The sequence below is a fragment of the Amycolatopsis sp. NPDC049688 genome, assembly GCF_040674975.1.
Taxonomy (GTDB): domain Bacteria; phylum Actinomycetota; class Actinomycetes; order Mycobacteriales; family Pseudonocardiaceae; genus Amycolatopsis.
This window is the reverse complement of sequence record NZ_JBFANY010000003.1, coordinates 64,695-79,852: the sequence shown is the minus strand read 5'-3', so window position 1 is coordinate 79,852 and position 15,158 is coordinate 64,695. Positions and strand designations below refer to the sequence as shown.

The following is a 15,158-nucleotide window of genomic DNA, read 5'->3' as shown; positions in this document are numbered from 1 at the left end:
ACGCGGAAAGGCGGTGCGGACATGGAGTGCGCCTCTTGTGACGCGCGGATCGACCACTGCCACGGCACGCTGGTGGTCCACCCGGACGGCGGATCCGCCGAGTGCACCGAACCGGCCTGCGTGGACGGTGACCGCGTGCGGCACGCGCTGATCGTCGACTGCCAGGGCATCGCCGGCGGGTGCGGCTGTGCCGCCGCGCCGCGCGAACCCCTGCTGCGCCGGGCCTCCTGAGCCTCCCGTCAGGCCCGCACGGCGTCAGGAAGCCGTCAGGGTCGTAACCCGATCGTGTATGCAGCTGTGTACACGGGCTTGGCGATGTGCTAACACTAACGGGGTCCTTCGGCTCTCCCTCCCCCTCGGAGCCGGAGGACCCCTTTTCGTTCTTCGCGCTCGCGATTCCTGTCGCGGGGCAAAGCGGATTTCGGAGAGAATTTTCTCTCCGCTTACCTTTTCCCCGGCGGTGCCGGGTGGGCAGAAAGGCCGAACGGCCTGGCGCGGCCAGCAGTGCTGCTGACGCGCGCCAGGCCGTGGCGAAGTCCCGGGATCAGTACCAGTGCGCCCGGCCACCGATCCGGCGGCCGGTGCCGCCCAGGATGGCCAGTGCCACGCCGGCCACCGCGAGAATGATACCGATGGTGTACAGCACCGGGATGCCCACGATGAACCCGATGACAAGGAGAATCACACCGAGAATGATCACTTGACACACTCCTTCGCATGAGACCCGGCCCGGCTCCGTGCCGTCCGGGCGGATGCGCTCTCGCCGGGAGGATGGCCATTTTCCCGATAAACCAAACTACGGCGAACGGAGCAATCTGGGATCAGTACCGATAGTGATCGAGCTTGTACGGGCCTTCGACCTCGACGCCGATGTATTCCGCCTGGGCCTTCGTCAGCTTGGTGAGTTTCACACCGAGGGCGTCGAGGTGCAGGCGGGCCACCTTCTCGTCGAGGTGCTTGGGCAGCCGGTGGACGTCGGTGGCGTACTCGCCGGGCTTGGCGAACAGCTCGATCTGCGCGATGGCCTGGTTGGTGAAGGAGTTCGACATCACGAACGAGGGGTGGCCGGTCGCGTTGCCGAGGTTCATCAGCCGGCCCTCGGACAGCACGATGATCGCGTGGCCGTCGGGGAACGTCCACTCGTGCACCTGCGGCTTGATCTCCTTCTTCACCACGCCCGGCAGCTTCGCCAGCCCGGCCATGTCGATCTCGTTGTCGAAGTGCCCGACGTTGGCGACGATCGCGTTGTGCTTCATCCGGCCCATCTGCTCGGCGGAGATGATGCCGAAGTTGCCGGTGGTGGTGATGAAGATGTCGGCCTGCCCGACGACGTCGTCCAGCTCCACGACGTCGAGGCCGTCCATCGCCGCCTGCAGCGCGCAGATCGGGTCGATCTCGGTGACCGCGACCCGGGCGCCCTGGCCGCGCAGGGCCTCCACCGCGCCCTTGCCGACGTCGCCGTAGCCGCAGACGACGATGCGCTTGCCGCCGATCATCACGTCGGTGGCCCGGTTCAGGCCGTCCACAAGGGAGTGCCGGATGCCGTACTTGTTGTCGAACTTGGACTTCGTCACGGAGTCGTTGACGTTCATCGCGGGGAAGAGCAGCTCGCCGTCCTTGGCGAGCTTGTAGAGCCGCTTGACGCCGTTGGTGGTCTCCTCGGTGACACCGCGGATCTCCTTGGCCATCCGGGTGAACCGGTCGCCGTCGGCCGCGAGGCTCGCGCGGAGCGTGTCGAGGATGATCCGGTACTCCTCCGGGTCCTCTTCGGACGGTTGCGGGACGGCGCCCGCGGCCTCGAACTCGACGCCCTTGTGGACGAGCAGGGTGGCGTCACCGCCGTCGTCGAGGATCATGTTCGGCGCCTGGCCGCCGGGGAAGGCGAAGAGCCGGTCGGTGCACCACCAGTACTCTTCGAGCGTCTCGCCCTTCCACGCGAACACCGGCGTGCCCGCCGGGGCGTCGACCGTGCCTTCGGGGCCGACGACGACCGCGGCGGCGGCCTCGTCCTGGGTGGAGAAGATGTTGCAGGACACCCAGCGCACCTGGGCGCCGAGGGCCACGAGGGTTTCGATGAGCACGGCGGTCTGCACGGTCATGTGCAGCGACCCGGCGATGCGGGCGCCCTTCAGCGGCTGCGCGGCGGCGTATTCGCGGCGGATCGCCATCAGGCCGGGCATCTCGTGCTCGGCCAGCCGCAGCTGGGTGCGGCCGGCGTCGGCGAGGGTGAGGTCGGCCACGGCGAAGTCGAGGCCGTTTCGGGTCTGCAGTTTGTCACTCATTCTTCGGTGCACTCCGGAAATCGTCGGGAGACGTTCGGGAGGCAGCGGAAGTCCTTGCGGACAACGAAAAAGGCACCTCCCGCACGGGAGGCGCCCTTGGAGTCGTGGTCGGCGGGCCGAGCGTGGCGGAAGGATTCCGTCGCAGCGCCTCTCGGCCCGGCACCAGGATGGCAAAGCGGCCGCGAGGCTGTCAAGCGAGCGAGCGCGCCATGAGAATGTCGTCGACATCGGTGCCGTCGATGCGGAATTCGCCCCGCAGCACGCCTTCCACGGCGAACCCGCAGCGCTCGTAGACCCGGCGGGCGCCGGCGTTGGGCCCGAGCACGCGCAGCGTCACCTTGCGGGCCCCCCGCCGCCGCGCCTCGGCCACGGCGGCCTCGACGAGCTGCCGCGCGATCCCGAGCCGGCGCCGGTCCGGGTCGACGGCAAGCCCGTCGACCACCACCACGTGCCGGTGGGCGGGGATGCCGAACCCCTCGCCGAGCCGGACGTACCCGCAGACGACCCCGTCGTGCTCGGCGACGATGACGTCTCCGGGGCGCGTGCCGTCGCCGAAGAACGGCGTGCCGGCCGGGGGCGGGGGAGCGGGCGAGGCGTCCGGGGTCCAGGTGCGCTCGTCGAGCTTCGCGAGCGCGGCTTCGTCGTCTTCGCGGGCGGGCCGGAGGGAGATCACCGGCTCAGTGTGTCCCATGCCTGCTCGAGCAGGCTCGCGATTTTCGCCGGGTCGCGGTTGCCGTCCGCGCCGAGGCTCCGGACGGCCACGGTCAGGCCCGGTCCCGTGCGCTGGCAGTTCATGACGTAGGTCTGGTTCGGGTCCGCGGGCGATCCGGGGGCGGCCGGGTCGTTGTGCACCAGGCACTGCACGGCGCCTACGCGCACAAGCTCGGTTCCCGGCTTGGCCACGCCGAGCGCCTGGGGGTCCACGTACGGCGTGAACAGTTCAGGGAAGCCGCACGGACGGCGGTCAGCTGGAGGCCGTGGAACAGCGTGGCGTTCTGGTACTCCTGCACGACGGCGGCCGCTCCGCCGTAGGCCGCCGACAGGCGGGCACCGGTCTCCCGGTCGGCCTTTTCGACGCGGGCGATCTGGGCCTGCCCCCGGACGTTGTCGATCTTCGCGACCGCGTCCTCGGTCCGGCCGAGTTCGCCCAGTGCAGCGGGCGCGACCAGCGGCCGTCCGTCCGGCTCCGCGCCGCCCCCGCTGGTCACCAGCCATGGCACGCCGACCAGGAGTGCGCCGGTGAGGAGGCCGATCAGGGCGGTGACGGCAGGCCGGGTGAGCAGTGGCCGGGCCTTCGGCTCCGGCGGGAAGTCGGCGGTCATCCGGGAACTGTCGCGCACGACCGGATGCTGAGGTAGGGGCTTTCGCCCCGGGATCACACCAGGTGCGCGCGCCGCCAGATGTTCTCGGAGCGGCCGCCGATCAGCCCGGCTTCGCGCAGGAACGGCACGATCTTCTCCGCCATCCACCGCCGGGTCTCGTGGAAGTGGGGGTTCGCCAGCGCCGCGGCGCGGCCCTCGCGCGGGTCGATCCCGACGCTGCGGTAGATCCGGGCGTCCACCATGCTGTCGATCACGCCGAACGCCACCAGTGCCGTCCGCAGGCGGTGCCGCTGCAGGGCCGCCTTCGACAGCTTCGGCGTTTCGCGCAGCACCTCCTCCTTCGCGAACCGGACGTGCCGGGCCTCCTCGACCACGTGGATCCGGTTGACCGAGCGGATCAGCGGCTGGATGCCGTCGTCGTCCATCATCGAGCGCTGCAGCCGGTCGGTGGTCTCCTCCGCGACCAGCACGCTGGCGAACATCGACGGCCCGGCGGCGGTCGCGCCGAACACCTTCGCCGCGCGGTGCACCACCTTCGGTACGCCGTAGCGCGGTACGCCGAGCCGTTCGGCGGTGCGGGCGAACATCACCGAATGGCGGGTCTCGTCGCCGATCTCGGTCATCGCGTACTGCGCGTGCTCGGTGCGCGCGTCCAGGTCGAACACGTACCGGGCCAGCAGCTGCATCAGGACGATCTCGAACCACAGGCCGACGCTCATGATGCTGGCGATCTCGTGCTTCGACAGCTCGATCCGCTGCTCCGGCGTCAGCCTCGCCCAGAGGTCCGTGCCGTAGAGGGACACGCGTTCGAGCGGCATGTACGCCTTGCCTTCGGCGAGGGGAGCGTCCCAGTCGATGTCGACGTACGGGTCGTAGGAGTTCTTCGCGGAGCTCTTGAGCAGGCGAGCCGCGGTGACGTCCCGGTCCTGGGCCTCGACGCCCATGGCGGCCTCCGGAAAAGTAGGGGGTACGCGGTGTACTAGTTACTTCCGGGAGCGTACACCGCCCGGCCGGTCCTGAGTAGGCTTCCGCCGTGACCAAGGTCGACGGACGGGCCGCGCGCTGGGCGGGCCAGCAGGAGCGGCGGCGCGCCGAATTCGTCGACGCGGCCCTGGCGGCGATCGCCGAGCACGGCCCGGACGTCTCGACCGAGCAGATCGCCGAGCGCGCCGGCGTCGCCCGCACCCGGCTCTACCGGCACTTCGACGACGCGGCCGACCTCCAGCGGGCGATCGCCCAGCGCGCGGCCGAACTGGTGACCGCCGACCTCGCGCCGCTCTGGCACCCCGAAGGCTCGCCGAACGAGATGATCTCCACGGTGATCTCGACGCACCTGCGCTGGCTGACCGAGCACGCCCACCTGCACCGCTACCTCACCCGCACGCAGCCGGGCGGCCCGGACGTCCGCGGTGCGATCGCCCGCCACCTCAGCGCGCTGTTCACCGGCTACCTGACGGCCTTCGGGCTCGACCCGGCCCCGGCGGACACGATCGCCTTCGGCCTGGTCGGCTACGTCGAATCGGCGACCACCCGCTGGCTCGACCACCCGGGCGCGCTCAGCCTGGCCCAGCTGACCGGCCAGCTCACCGGCACGATCTGGGCGATGCTGGACCACACGCTGCGGGCCGGCGGGGTGACGGTCGACCCGGACCGGCCGCTGCCGCTGCCGGAGGGGCTCTAGTCCGCGCGCGGGAACTCGGCTCGCACGCCCAGCAGCCGCACCGCCCGGGTCAGGGTGAACATCCCCAGCACCTCCTGGGCCGCGCGGTCGATCGCGGCGGCGTCCGACGTCGGCTCCGGCAGCGTGATGCTGTGCGTGTGGGTCAGGAACGGCACGAACCGCACCTTGACCGCGACCCGCGCCGCCGGGCGGCCCTCGTCGAGCACGTCCTGGGCGACGCGCTTCGCCAGCGCCGAGACCTCCGCCGCCATTTCCGCCGGGTCCGTCAGGTCGCGCTGGAACGTCGTCTCGCGGCTGCGGGAGCGGGCCACCCACGGCGTCGCGCTCACCTCGGCGTCGCTGATGCCGCCGCCGAGCAACCGCAGCCAGGGGCCGGTCTTCGGGCCGAACCGGGCCGCGAGCTCTTCCGGGTCCGCGCCCGCCAGGTCGAGGACCGTTTCGATGCCCAGCGAGGCGAGTTTCTTCGCCGTCTTGCCGCCGATGCCCCACAGCGCGTCGGTCGGGCGGGCCGCCATCACGTCCCACCAGTTCTCCTGCGTCAGCCGGAAGATGCCGCCCGGCTTGCCGAAGCCGGTGGCGAGCTTCGCCCGCAGCTTGTTGTCGCCGATCCCGACCGCGCACGACAACCCTGTCTCGCGCGCCACCGCGTCCTTGATCGATACCGCCAGCGCCTCGGGGCCGGCCGTTTCCGCGCCGACGAACGCCTCGTCCCAGCCCAGCACCTCGACCACCACCGGCAGCTCCCGCACCGCGGCCATCACGCGCGCCGACACCTCGAGGTAGGCGTCCGGGTCGCTGGGCAGGAAGACCGCGTCCGGGCAGCGTTTGGCGGCGATCCGCAGCGGCATGCCGGACTGGACGCCGAACTCGCGGGCCTCGTACGACGCCGTCGCGACGACGGCGCGTTCAGTGGGATCACCGTTGCCGCCGACCACGACGGGCTTCCCGCGCAGCTCGGGGTGGCGGGCGATCTCGACCGCGGCGATGAACTGGTCGAGGTCGACGTGCAGGACCCACTTCACCCCGCCCAGTCTGCCTCAGATCCGGTGCCGCGCCACGTGGGTCCAGACGGTGCCGGTGAGGGCGAGGATGCCGCACAGCGTCACCCCGGGGTCGGGCAGCACGAGGCCCAGCACCAGCAGGGTCACGGCGGTGACGTCGAAGACGATCAGGAAGGTGCTGCGGAGCGCGCGCGACTTCGGGCGACGGCCGTCGCGCAGCGCGGCGGCCAGGTCGGGGTCGCTGAGTTCGAGACTGCGCTCGATCTTCTCGAGCTCGGTGCGATCGTGGTGACTGAGCATCGGGGCACTCCTTCGGCGCCGAACCCGCCGTATCGCCGTAGCGAATACCCAATCGTCCTCCTCGCGAACCGCCGAACGCCTTCCGATTTCGTGCTTTTCTCTGGTCCGACCGGGTGATCCGCGCTCCGTGACCGGCCTTCGCCACGTTAAGTTGCTGCGTGAACGTGGCCGGTCACGGCCGGACGGCTGGGGGCGGCCACGTCCTGTTGCCGTGCTCGTGGCCGGTCAGGACCTTCAAGCAAGCGGAGGATTCATGACCCTGCCCACCGAACCGATCGGCAGCATCCCGCGCCCGGACTACCTCGTCGACGGTCTCGGCGAGTTCGCGGCCGGGCGGATCGACGCCGCCGCGCTCGCCGAGCTGGAGAGCCGCGCGCTGGCGGACACGATCCGCCGGTTCGAGGAGACCGGGTCGCCGGTGCTGAGCGACGGGGAGCAGGGCAAGCCCAGCTTCGCGACGTACCCGCTGGCCGGGCTCGAAGCGCTGGCACCGGACGGCGTCGTCATCCCCTTCGCCGACGGGCACACCCGGCAGCTGCCGCGGCTCACCGCGGGCCCGTTCCGCTACGCGACGCACGCCGATTCCTACCTCACGCGGGCGAAAACGCTTACCGGCCGGCCCGTCAAGCAGGCGGTGATCGCCGCGTCGGCGCTGTCGCTGATCTACCCGGCCGACGGGATCGAGGGGTATGCGCAGGAGCAGTTCATCGCGGACCTGGTGAACGAGGCCGAGGCGGACATCCGGGGCAGCTTCGAAGCGGGCGCGGACAGCGTCCAGATCGACTTCACCGAGGGGCGGCTGTCGCTGAAGCTCGACCCGTCGGGCGGGCTGCTGCGGCAGTTCGTCGACCTCAACAACGCCGTGCTCGACCGGTTCACCGCCGAGGAACGCGCGAAGATCGGCGTCCACACCTGCCCGGGCGGCGACCAGGACTCCGTGCACAGCCTCGACGTCGACTACGCGGGCCTGCTGCCGGCGTTGTTCGACCTGAAGGCCGGCCGCTTCTTCGTCCAGCTGGCCAGCGAAGCCGACCCCGAGCGCGCGCTGAGGGTGATCGCCGACCACCTCAAGGCCGATCAGCGGGTGTTCGTCGGTGTCACCGACCCGATCGACCCGCGGGTGGAGACGGCGGAAGAGGTCCGCGACCGGGTCCTGACGGCGGCGAAGTACGTCCCGGCCGAGCGGCTCGGCACCTGCGACGACTGCGGGTTCTCGCCGTTCGCCGACGACACGTCGACCTCGCGCGACATCGCGTTCGCGAAGATCACGGCACGGGTCGAGGGCACGCGCCTGGCTTCCGAAGCCCTCTGAGCGTCGGCGGCGTGGGCCCGTGTCCCGGGCTCACGCCGTTTCGGCGGCGACCTTCAGCCCGAGCGCGACGAGCACGCTCCCCAGCACGGCGTCGAGGCCCCGGCGGACGCGGCCGGCACTGAAGAACCGCTTCAGCGCCCCGACGACGACGGCGAGGGTGACGAACCACACGACGGTGCCGGCGGTGGCGATGGCGGCCAGTTCGAGGGTCTGCAGGGTGGCGCCGCCGGCGGGGAGGAACTGGGGGAGCAGGGCGAGGAAGTACACGGCGACCTTGGGGTTGAGCAGGTTGGTCACCAGCCCCTGCCGGAAGGCGGCGCCGGCCCGGAGCCGTCCGGTCGCGGGCGTCTCCCCGAGATCCCGGTACTCACCGCGGCGCACGGCCAGCCAGGCTTTGACCCCGAGGAAGACCAGGTAACCGGCCCCGGCCAGCTTGACGACGGTGAAGGCGATCGCGGACGCGGTCAGCACGGCGGCGACCCCGAGGGCGATCGCGACGACCCAGGCGAAGACCCCGAGCGCGATCCCGAGCCCGGCGGCCATCCCGGCCCGCCGCCCTCCCGTGAGCGCGGAGCGCGTGACGACGACGAAGTCGGGCCCGGGCGACATCGCCCCGAGGACGACGACCAGCAGGAACGAGGCGGCGGTGGTCCCAGGGAGCATGACCCGAGGATAGGACCCGGCCGCGACCGGTTTTCCGGCCGAACCCGCGTGCCGGAGCAGCCGACACGCGTGATTGCAGGGTCGACACGCGTGATTGAGGAGTCGACACGCGTGATTGAGGGGTCGACACGCGTGATTGAGGGGTCGACACGGTGTGCGGGGTGCGGTGGCGTCGTGTCGTCCTGCTAGTCACGCGTGTCGACCTGCCAGTCACGCGTGTCGGCTGCTCAAGCACGTGTGTCGGCCGCTGGATCGGGGTGAGACCGGGTTTCGATGTTCGAATTTGAACTTCGTGTAGGGTCGATCTTGTGGGTGACTCCAGGGGTGACGGCATGACGGCCGAGGTGCGGACGCGGGTGCGGATCCCGCTGCGGCTCGGCGGTGGACCCGCCGTCGACGCCGAGGCCGTGACCTTCCGCGGGCTGGCCGACGGTGGTGAGCACCTCGCGTTCGTGCTGGGCACGCCCGGTGACGTGCCGCTCGTGCGGCCGCACTCCGAGTGCCTCACCGGGGACGTCTTCGGGTCGGCGCGCTGCGACTGCGGCCCGCAGCTGGCCGAGGCCGTCGGGCGGATCTCCGAGGCCGGCGGCTACCTGCTGTACCTGCGGCAGGAAGGCCGCGGGATCGGGCTGTACAACAAGCTCGACGCCTACGCCCTGCAGGACGGCGGCCTCGACACCTACGCCGCGAACGCCGCGCTCGGCCTGCCCGAGGATGCCCGTGACTACACCGTCGCCGCCCAGATGCTGGGTGCGCTCGGGGTGGACCGGGTCGATCTGCTGTCGAACAACCCGGACAAGGCCGCGCAGCTGCGGGCGGCCGGCATCGCCGTGCGCGACCGGGTTCCGACCGGGGTGTTCGCGACCGAGAACAACGTCCGGTACCTGCGCGCGAAGGCCGAGCAGACCGGCCACACGCTGACCCTGCCCGGCCTCGCCAGCTAGGCCAGGCGCTGGGCGGCCGCCGCGGCCGGGCCGGTGGTGAGTTTCTCCAGCAGGCCGATGAGCGTGTGCTGTTCCGAAGGGGTCAGGGACGCCGCCCAGGCCTGCTCGCGCGTGTTGTGCTCCTGGTAGGCGTCGGTCACCGCCGTGTGGCCCGCCTCCGTCAGGGCCAGCTGCACCGCGCGGCGGTCGTGGGGGACCTGGGTGCGGGTCACCAGGCCGTCCCGTTCCAGGGTCTTGACCAGCGCCGACACCGCCGCGCGGCTCATCCCGGCCAGGCGGGCGACGTGGCGGGACTCCAGCGGGCCCGCCAGCCACAGCACGAACAGCACCCGGAACCCACCCCAGCTCCAGCCGCGGGGCCGGTGGACCGTCGACTCCCAGTCGTAGACCAGCGCGCCCGCCAGGCGGTGCAGCGTCAGGCCGAGGCGCATCGCCACCGGGTCGGTCGCGGGCAGCTCGGCCTGCGTCTTCCCGATCGCGTAGTCGACGAACGAGAGGTAGTCGAGGTCGGCCGGTCGGTCGGTCATGCGGCCAGGTTAGGCGAAAGAGGGTTCCGCGCGGGGGCCGGCGGAGCTAGCCTGACCCGAAGTAGTCAATCCTTTGACGATCAAGGAGCGCTCGCCGTGACGAAGAAAGCCTTCGCCTCTTCGGCCGACCTGGCGGAGAAAGCGCAGACCCTGGAAGTCCTCGCCGACGGCGTCTACGCGCTGACCGCCGAGGGCGACCCCAACATCGGCGCGATCGAAGGCGAGGACTTCCTCGTCTGCTTCGAGGCGCTGGCCACGCCGGTCGCGGCAGGCGAGTGGCTCGCGAAACTGCGTGAGCACACCGACAAACCCGTGCGGTACCTGGTGCTCAGCCACTACCACGCCGTGCGCGTGCTCGGCGCGTCCGCCTTCGACGCCGACGTGATCGTCGCGCACGAGAACACCCGCGCCCTGGTGGCCGAGCGCGGCAAGGAGGACTGGGAGAGCGAGTTCGGCCGGATGCCGCGGCTGGCGAAGGGCGCCGAATCGGTGCCGGGGCTGACCTGGCCGACACTCACCTTCTCCGACCGGCTCACGATCGACCTCGGCGGCGACCGTGGCGACCTCGTGCTGCAGTACTGCGGCCGCGGCCACACCGAGGGCGACATCGTCGCCTGGCTGCCCCGCGAGAAGATCCTCTACGCCGGTGACCTCGTGGAAGCCGAAGCCGCGCTGTACACCGGGGACGCGTTCCACCGCGACTGGTCCTCGTCCACTTTGGACCGTGTGGCCGCCTTCGGGGCCGAGACGCTGATCGGCGGCCGCGGCGGGGTGAGCCGTGGCCGCGACGCGGTCGACGCGGCCATCGCGCAGACCCGGCACTTCCTCACCACGATGCTGCGCGAGGTCGGCGCCGTCCGCGACTCCGGCGGCACACTCAAGGAAGCCTTCGAACGCACCCATGCGGCCCTGAACGACCAGTACGGCCATTGGCCGATCTTCGAACACTGCCTGCCCTTCGACGTCTCGCGGCTCTGGGACGAACTGGGCGGCATCGAACGGCCGGTGGTCTGGACGGCCGAACGCGACCGCGAAGTCTGGGACCAGCTCCAGGGATGACCATCGCCGTCCTCGGCAGCGGCCCGGTCGGCCAGACGGCCGCGCTGCTGCTCGCGCGCTGGGGCGTACCGGTGGTGCTCGTCGACGAGCACGAGGTGCGCGACCCCGTGGGGTCCAAGGCCATCTGCCAGCAACGGGACACTTTGGACGTCTGGGCGTCGCTCGGCGCGGGGTGCCTCGCCGAGGAAGGTCTCACGTGGACGACCGCGCGGACGTTCCACCGCGACCGCGAGCTGTTTTCGCTGACGCTGCCGGACGCGGGGTCCGCGCTGCCGCCGTTCGTCAACCTCTCGCAGGCCCGGGTGGAGGAGGTCCTGGACGAGCTCATCGCGCGGCAGCCGCTGATCGACGTCCGCCGCGGCCACCGCGTCACCGGCCTGACCCAGCCCGGCTGCGTCGAAATCCACTGCGAGACCAAGGACGGGCCGCGCCGGATCGAGGCCGACTACGCGATCGCCTGCGCGGGCGCGCGCGGCGACACCGTGCGGCGGGCGCTCGGCCAGCACCTCGCCGGGGTGTCGTTCCGGGACCTGTTCCTCATCTGCGACATCCGCGCCGACCTGCCGGGCTGGGCGGCCGAACGGCGGTTCTACTTCGACCCGTCGTGGAACCCGGGCCGCCAGGTGCTCATCCACCCGTGCCCGGGCTCGCAGTTCCGCATCGACTGGCAGGTCCCGGAGGACTACGACCTCACGGCCGAAGAATCGGGCGGGGCGCTCGACCACCGGATCCGGGCGATCATCGGCGACCGGCCGTACGAGGTGCTCTGGCGCTCGGTGTACCGCTTCCACACGCGGCTGGCCGACCGGATGCGCGTCGGCCGCGTGCTGCTGGCCGGGGACTGCGCGCACCTGGTCGCGCCGTTCGGCGCGCGCGGCCTCAACTCCGGCGTGGCCGACGCGGAGAACGCGGCCTGGAAGCTGGCCGCCGTCCTGCGCGGCGACGCGGGGGAGGAACTGCTGGAGAGCTATCACACCGAGCGGCACGCGGCGGCCGTGGAGAACGCGGCCGTCACCACGGCCACGATGGACTTCCTGGTGCCCCAGGACGAGGAACAGCACCGTCGCCGCCTCGACGTCCTCACGCGGGCGGCGCACGACCCGGCCGCCTGCGCCCAGGTCGACTCGGGCCGGCTGGCGGAACCGTTCTGGTACGCGGATTCGCCGCTGACCACACCGGATCCGCGGCGGCCGTTCGCGGGACGGCCGCCGCGGGGTGCGCTGCCGCCGCCGGGACCGGGGGTGCTGCTCCCGGACGTCACCGTCGCGAGTGGACGGCTGCGTGACCTGGCCCGGCAGGGGTTCCTGATGCTCACGACCCCGGGTGTGCGGGCCGAGGGGCTGCGGTCGGCGGAGATCCCGCTGGGCGGGGCGCTGGGTGCGCGTCCGGGCGAAGCCTGGCTGGTCCGCCCGGACGCGTACGTCGCCGCCGTGCTACGGGTAGGAGACCAGCGGGCTCACCTGGTGCCCGGTGTTCGCGGCGTCACCCGCGTCGTTGATGACGTGGGCGATCGTGCCCACGCCGCCGAGTGACACCGAGACGAGGTTGTGGAACCGGACCCCGCTGGTGTTCGGCACCTCGAACGAGTGACTGGCCACAATGGACGGATTCGTGTTGAAGAAGCAGTAGCTGCCCAGCCCCCAGCCTTCGTGGCTGGTCACCGAGTCGGCCACCTTGTACGCCGCCCAGCCCTGCCGTCCGCCGCCGCTGGACCAGGACGCCTGGTCCGGCGGGTCGTACGGCATTTCGTTCTGGAAGAAGTACGTCCGCCCGCCGTTGCCGTTCCACAGCACCTCGTACTGCTGGTAGTGCTCGACGAACAGGCCGTACATCGTGACGTTCGCCCCGTTGACGACCAGGCCGTTGGCCGCGGTGTTGACGTTCCAGCCGACGCCGTACGAATGGTCGCCGCGCCACAGCCACATGTGGTCGCCGATGACGTTGTTCGAGTTCACCACCAGCGTCTGGGTGGCCTTCCCGACGGCGGCGCCGCCGATCCGGAAGAACACGTCGTGCAGCGACGTCGGGTCGCCCGCGTGGTTCGCGTTCGACCCCGGCTGGCCGATCTGGACGAGCACCGGCGAGTTCACCGCTCCCGCGTCGACCAGCAGCCCGGCGATCTTCACGCCGTCCACATCGGACGTCGTGATGGCCGCGGTGCCGTTGGTGGGCATCAGGGTCGCGAGGCCGAGGCCGAGCACCACGGTGTCCGGGCGCGTGACGTTCAGCGCCTGGTCGAGGTGGTAGACCCCCGGCGTCACCAGCAGGTGCTTGCCCGCGGCCAGTGCGGCGTTGAGCGTCGCGGCCGAGTCGGACGGGTGGGCGACGTAGAACTCGCTGAGCGAGATCGACGTCCCGGCCGGGGCGCCGTGGCCCCAGCTCGTCCCGGCCGAGTTCTGCCGCAGCGCCGGGACGAACACGTTGTAGCTGCCCGAGCCGTCGACGTAGAGGAACGGCTTCTCCCGGATCACCGGCGTCTGGCCGACGACCGTCTCCGGCGGGTTCGGGAAGGACGCCGGCGGGGTGCCGGTGGAGCCGACGAACACCATGTTCCACACGCCGCCCTGCCAGCCGCCGAGCTCGCTGTTGCGGGTCAGGAACTGCTGCTGGGAACCGGAAACGGCGACGCCGTCGATCTTGCTGTCGGCGATCAGGCCGCCGCTGGCCCAGCCGTCGCCGCCGTTCCACAGCTGGATCTGGCTGCCGCGCAGGTGCATCCGGCGGTAGGGCGCGGCCTGGGCGACGGCCCAGCGTTCGACCTGGCCGGCCGGCAGCGTCACCGACAGGTTCTCGGCCGACCGCCAGAAGTTCTGCGTCGCGTTGCCCTTGTTGTTCGGGTTGTCACCTTGCTGCAGCCAGTCCGCCTCGACGCGGACGTGGCCGTTGAGGTTGACGTCGTCTGGCGACAGGCCCAGCCCGGCGACCTGCTCGTAGAAGCCGAGGTTGACGTCGGCGCTGTAGGTGCCCGGCTTGAACAGCACGGCGTAGCGCTCGTTGCCGAACTGGTTGGTGTGCTGCTGGTCCGCGATCTGCGTCAGCCGGTTCTGGATCGTCGCGGCCGGGGTCGAGGGGTCGAACACCGACACGTTCGGTCCGAAGTCCGGGTTGCGCGGGTCGGTCGGCGGGATCGTGCTGCCGCCGGTGCCGTGCACGGCCAGTTCCCACAGCGAGTAGCCGTATTGCGTGGCCCGCTGCGTGCCGGTGACGCGCAGGTAGCGCGCGGTGCCGGACAACGCCACGGTCTGCGTGCCGCCGGTGCCGGTGGCCGTCGAGTACGCCGTGGTCCAGGTGTTCGCGTCGCTGGACAGCTGCACGCTGAACGCGCGGGCGTACGCGGCTTCCCAGCTGAGCACGACGTCGCAGAGCTGCTGGGCCGAGCCGAGGTCGACCTGCAGCCACTGCGGGTCGCTGAACGCGCTGGACCAGCGCGTGCCGGAGTTGCCGTCGACCGCGGCGGACGCGGGCGTCCCGCCGTTTTCGGTGGACGACGCGGTCGCCGGACGGCCCTGCGCGAGGTTCGTGCTGCCGCACGCGGCGGCCTGGGCCGGTGCGGAGCCGACCACGGCCGCGGTGGTGACCGCGGTGACGAAGGTGGTGGCGATGACGAGGAGACGGTGGAGGGGGGAGAGCGTCGTCGATCTCATGAGCCTGCCTGTGATCGGGGGAGGACGTGCGAAAGCGGGCCGGCGGAGCCCCACAGCTCGCGCCGGCGTCGGGTGGTGCGGCGGGTCCGCGCCCGGGCCCCCGCCCGGCGCCGTGAGCCGGAGGAGCGGAAACCGGAGCAGGGGTGAGCGCGGACCGGCCAGCCCGAAAGGTGCTGGTCGCGGCGGAGCCGTCCCGGTGGCGGTCACGGAACCGGTTCCGTCGGTGAGATGGCAGTTAACAGCGCGAAGTTCGCCTGCGTCAAGGATCCGCGCCGGATTCGTTCTCCCGGACCAGTATCGGGCGCCAGGCCGTTGACATTTTACGGCTCTTTATTTATATCTTGAACTAAGAGCGTGCCGACGGCCGGGACCCACACCCGCGCCGGAGACCACGTGAGCCGATCCGCGCCGGGGCAAAGGCCG

General features: G+C 71.3%; 17 protein-coding genes and 1 riboswitch. Of the genes, 6 read left to right on the top strand and 11 right to left on the bottom strand.

The features are described 5' to 3' along the window. Positions 1-21 precede the first annotated feature (21 nt). On the top strand, positions 22-231 hold the full coding sequence (locus AB0J55_RS11490) for a hypothetical protein (protein ID WP_364246220.1): 210 nt from the start codon (positions 22-24) through the stop codon (positions 229-231). Between the two features lie 313 nt (positions 232-544). Here the strand turns inward: AB0J55_RS11490 and AB0J55_RS11485 are convergent, their stop codons facing one another. The 6 genes from AB0J55_RS11485 to AB0J55_RS11460 form a co-directional block, all read right to left on the bottom strand. Next, positions 545-700: a hypothetical protein gene (locus AB0J55_RS11485; RefSeq protein ID WP_004559113.1), complete on the bottom strand. Its 156-nt coding sequence runs from the start codon at positions 698-700 to the stop codon at positions 545-547. A 121-nt stretch (positions 701-821) separates the two neighbouring features. Next, positions 822-2,282 (bottom strand): adenosylhomocysteinase, encoded by a 1,461-nt coding sequence (gene ahcY / locus AB0J55_RS11480; protein ID WP_364246216.1) that lies wholly within the window; start codon positions 2,280-2,282, stop codon positions 822-824. Positions 2,283-2,363: 81 nt separating this feature from the next. Then, positions 2,364-2,441: riboswitch (S-adenosyl-L-homocysteine riboswitch) on the bottom strand. A gap of 31 nt (positions 2,442-2,472) precedes the next feature. Beyond that, the gene (locus AB0J55_RS11475; RefSeq protein WP_364246213.1) at positions 2,473-2,955 is read right to left on the bottom strand and encodes a GNAT family N-acetyltransferase; all 483 of its coding nucleotides are present in this window, start codon (positions 2,953-2,955) and stop codon (positions 2,473-2,475) included. Then, on the bottom strand, positions 2,952-3,161 hold the full coding sequence (locus tag AB0J55_RS11470) for a hypothetical protein (protein WP_364246211.1): 210 nt from the start codon (positions 3,159-3,161) through the stop codon (positions 2,952-2,954). The genes AB0J55_RS11475 and AB0J55_RS11470 overlap by 4 nt, the downstream gene beginning before the upstream one ends. Continuing rightward, positions 3,152-3,604: a hypothetical protein gene (locus tag AB0J55_RS11465; protein WP_364246208.1), complete on the bottom strand. Its 453-nt coding sequence runs from the start codon at positions 3,602-3,604 to the stop codon at positions 3,152-3,154. Before AB0J55_RS11465 ends, AB0J55_RS11470 begins: the two co-directional genes overlap by 10 nt. A gap of 53 nt (positions 3,605-3,657) precedes the next feature. Next, positions 3,658-4,548, bottom strand: coding sequence for a diiron oxygenase (locus AB0J55_RS11460; RefSeq protein ID WP_364246205.1), 891 nt, complete (start codon positions 4,546-4,548; stop codon positions 3,658-3,660). An 89-nt stretch (positions 4,549-4,637) separates the two neighbouring features. Between AB0J55_RS11460 and AB0J55_RS11455 the strand changes: the two genes are divergently transcribed. Beyond that, positions 4,638-5,285 carry a TetR/AcrR family transcriptional regulator gene (locus AB0J55_RS11455; RefSeq protein ID WP_364246202.1) on the top strand — a complete coding sequence of 216 codons (648 nt, stop codon included), beginning with the start codon at positions 4,638-4,640 and terminating at the stop codon, positions 5,283-5,285. Here the strand turns inward: AB0J55_RS11455 and AB0J55_RS11450 are convergent. Both AB0J55_RS11450 and AB0J55_RS11445 read right to left on the bottom strand, forming a co-directional pair. Then, the gene (locus tag AB0J55_RS11450; RefSeq protein WP_364246199.1) at positions 5,282-6,307 is read right to left on the bottom strand and encodes a DNA polymerase IV; all 1,026 of its coding nucleotides are present in this window, start codon (positions 6,305-6,307) and stop codon (positions 5,282-5,284) included. The genes AB0J55_RS11455 and AB0J55_RS11450 overlap by 4 nt on opposite strands. 15 nt (positions 6,308-6,322) lie before the next feature. Next, positions 6,323-6,586, bottom strand: coding sequence for a DUF3040 domain-containing protein (locus AB0J55_RS11445; RefSeq protein ID WP_364246196.1), 264 nt, complete (start codon positions 6,584-6,586; stop codon positions 6,323-6,325). Positions 6,587-6,839: 253 nt separating this feature from the next. Between AB0J55_RS11445 and AB0J55_RS11440 the strand changes: the two genes are divergently transcribed. Next, a complete protein-coding gene (locus tag AB0J55_RS11440) occupies positions 6,840-7,898 on the top strand; it encodes a cobalamin-independent methionine synthase II family protein (RefSeq protein WP_364246193.1) in 1,059 nt (352 codons plus the stop codon). A 30-nt stretch (positions 7,899-7,928) separates the two neighbouring features. Here AB0J55_RS11440 and AB0J55_RS11435 read toward each other — a convergent pair whose 3' ends face one another. Continuing rightward, positions 7,929-8,561 carry a LysE family translocator gene (locus AB0J55_RS11435; RefSeq protein ID WP_364246190.1) on the bottom strand — a complete coding sequence of 211 codons (633 nt, stop codon included), beginning with the start codon at positions 8,559-8,561 and terminating at the stop codon, positions 7,929-7,931. Between the two features lie 332 nt (positions 8,562-8,893). Here AB0J55_RS11435 and ribA point away from each other — a divergent pair, with 332 nt between their 5' ends. Continuing rightward, positions 8,894-9,505: a GTP cyclohydrolase II gene (gene ribA, locus AB0J55_RS11430; protein ID WP_364248159.1), complete on the top strand. Its 612-nt coding sequence runs from the start codon at positions 8,894-8,896 to the stop codon at positions 9,503-9,505. Here the strand turns inward: ribA and AB0J55_RS11425 are convergent. Then, a complete protein-coding gene (locus AB0J55_RS11425) occupies positions 9,502-10,032 on the bottom strand; it encodes a MarR family transcriptional regulator (RefSeq protein ID WP_364246187.1) in 531 nt (176 codons plus the stop codon). The two genes, ribA and AB0J55_RS11425, sit on opposite strands and share 4 nt — an antisense overlap. Before the next feature lie 96 nt (positions 10,033-10,128). On the opposite strand from AB0J55_RS11425, the gene AB0J55_RS11420 reads away from it, so the two are divergent. After that, positions 10,129-11,091: an MBL fold metallo-hydrolase gene (locus AB0J55_RS11420; RefSeq protein WP_364246184.1), complete on the top strand. Its 963-nt coding sequence runs from the start codon at positions 10,129-10,131 to the stop codon at positions 11,089-11,091. After that, entirely contained in the window at positions 11,088-12,623 is a 1,536-nt protein-coding gene (locus AB0J55_RS11415) for an FAD-dependent monooxygenase (RefSeq protein WP_364246182.1), read from the top strand. The genes AB0J55_RS11420 and AB0J55_RS11415 overlap by 4 nt, the downstream gene beginning before the upstream one ends. Here AB0J55_RS11415 and AB0J55_RS11410 read toward each other — a convergent pair. Further along, positions 12,525-14,735 carry a discoidin domain-containing protein gene (locus AB0J55_RS11410; RefSeq protein ID WP_364246179.1) on the bottom strand — a complete coding sequence of 737 codons (2,211 nt, stop codon included), beginning with the start codon at positions 14,733-14,735 and terminating at the stop codon, positions 12,525-12,527. The genes AB0J55_RS11415 and AB0J55_RS11410 overlap by 99 nt on opposite strands. Positions 14,736-15,158: the final 423 nt, after the last annotated feature.

Bases quoted from the DNA above. Each gene is read 5' to 3' on its own strand.
- AB0J55_RS11490 (WP_364246220.1), top strand. From the start codon at position 22: ATGGAGTGCGCCTCTTGTGACGCGCGGATCGACCACTGCCACGGCACG.
- ahcY (WP_364246216.1), bottom strand. From the start codon at position 2,282: ATGAGTGACAAACTGCAGACCCGAAACGGCCTCGACTTCGCCGTGGCC.
- AB0J55_RS11465 (WP_364246208.1), bottom strand. From the start codon at position 3,604: ATGACCGCCGACTTCCCGCCGGAGCCGAAGGCCCGGCCACTGCTCACC.
- AB0J55_RS11460 (WP_364246205.1), bottom strand. From the start codon at position 4,548: ATGGGCGTCGAGGCCCAGGACCGGGACGTCACCGCGGCTCGCCTGCTC.
- AB0J55_RS11445 (WP_364246196.1), bottom strand. From the start codon at position 6,586: ATGCTCAGTCACCACGATCGCACCGAGCTCGAGAAGATCGAGCGCAGT.
- AB0J55_RS11440 (WP_364246193.1), top strand. From the start codon at position 6,840: ATGACCCTGCCCACCGAACCGATCGGCAGCATCCCGCGCCCGGACTAC.
- AB0J55_RS11435 (WP_364246190.1), bottom strand. From the start codon at position 8,561: ATGCTCCCTGGGACCACCGCCGCCTCGTTCCTGCTGGTCGTCGTCCTC.
- ribA (WP_364248159.1), top strand. From the start codon at position 8,894: ATGACGGCCGAGGTGCGGACGCGGGTGCGGATCCCGCTGCGGCTCGGC.
- AB0J55_RS11425 (WP_364246187.1), bottom strand. From the start codon at position 10,032: ATGACCGACCGACCGGCCGACCTCGACTACCTCTCGTTCGTCGACTAC.
- AB0J55_RS11415 (WP_364246182.1), top strand. From the start codon at position 11,088: ATGACCATCGCCGTCCTCGGCAGCGGCCCGGTCGGCCAGACGGCCGCG.
- AB0J55_RS11410 (WP_364246179.1), bottom strand. From the start codon at position 14,735: ATGAGATCGACGACGCTCTCCCCCCTCCACCGTCTCCTCGTCATCGCC.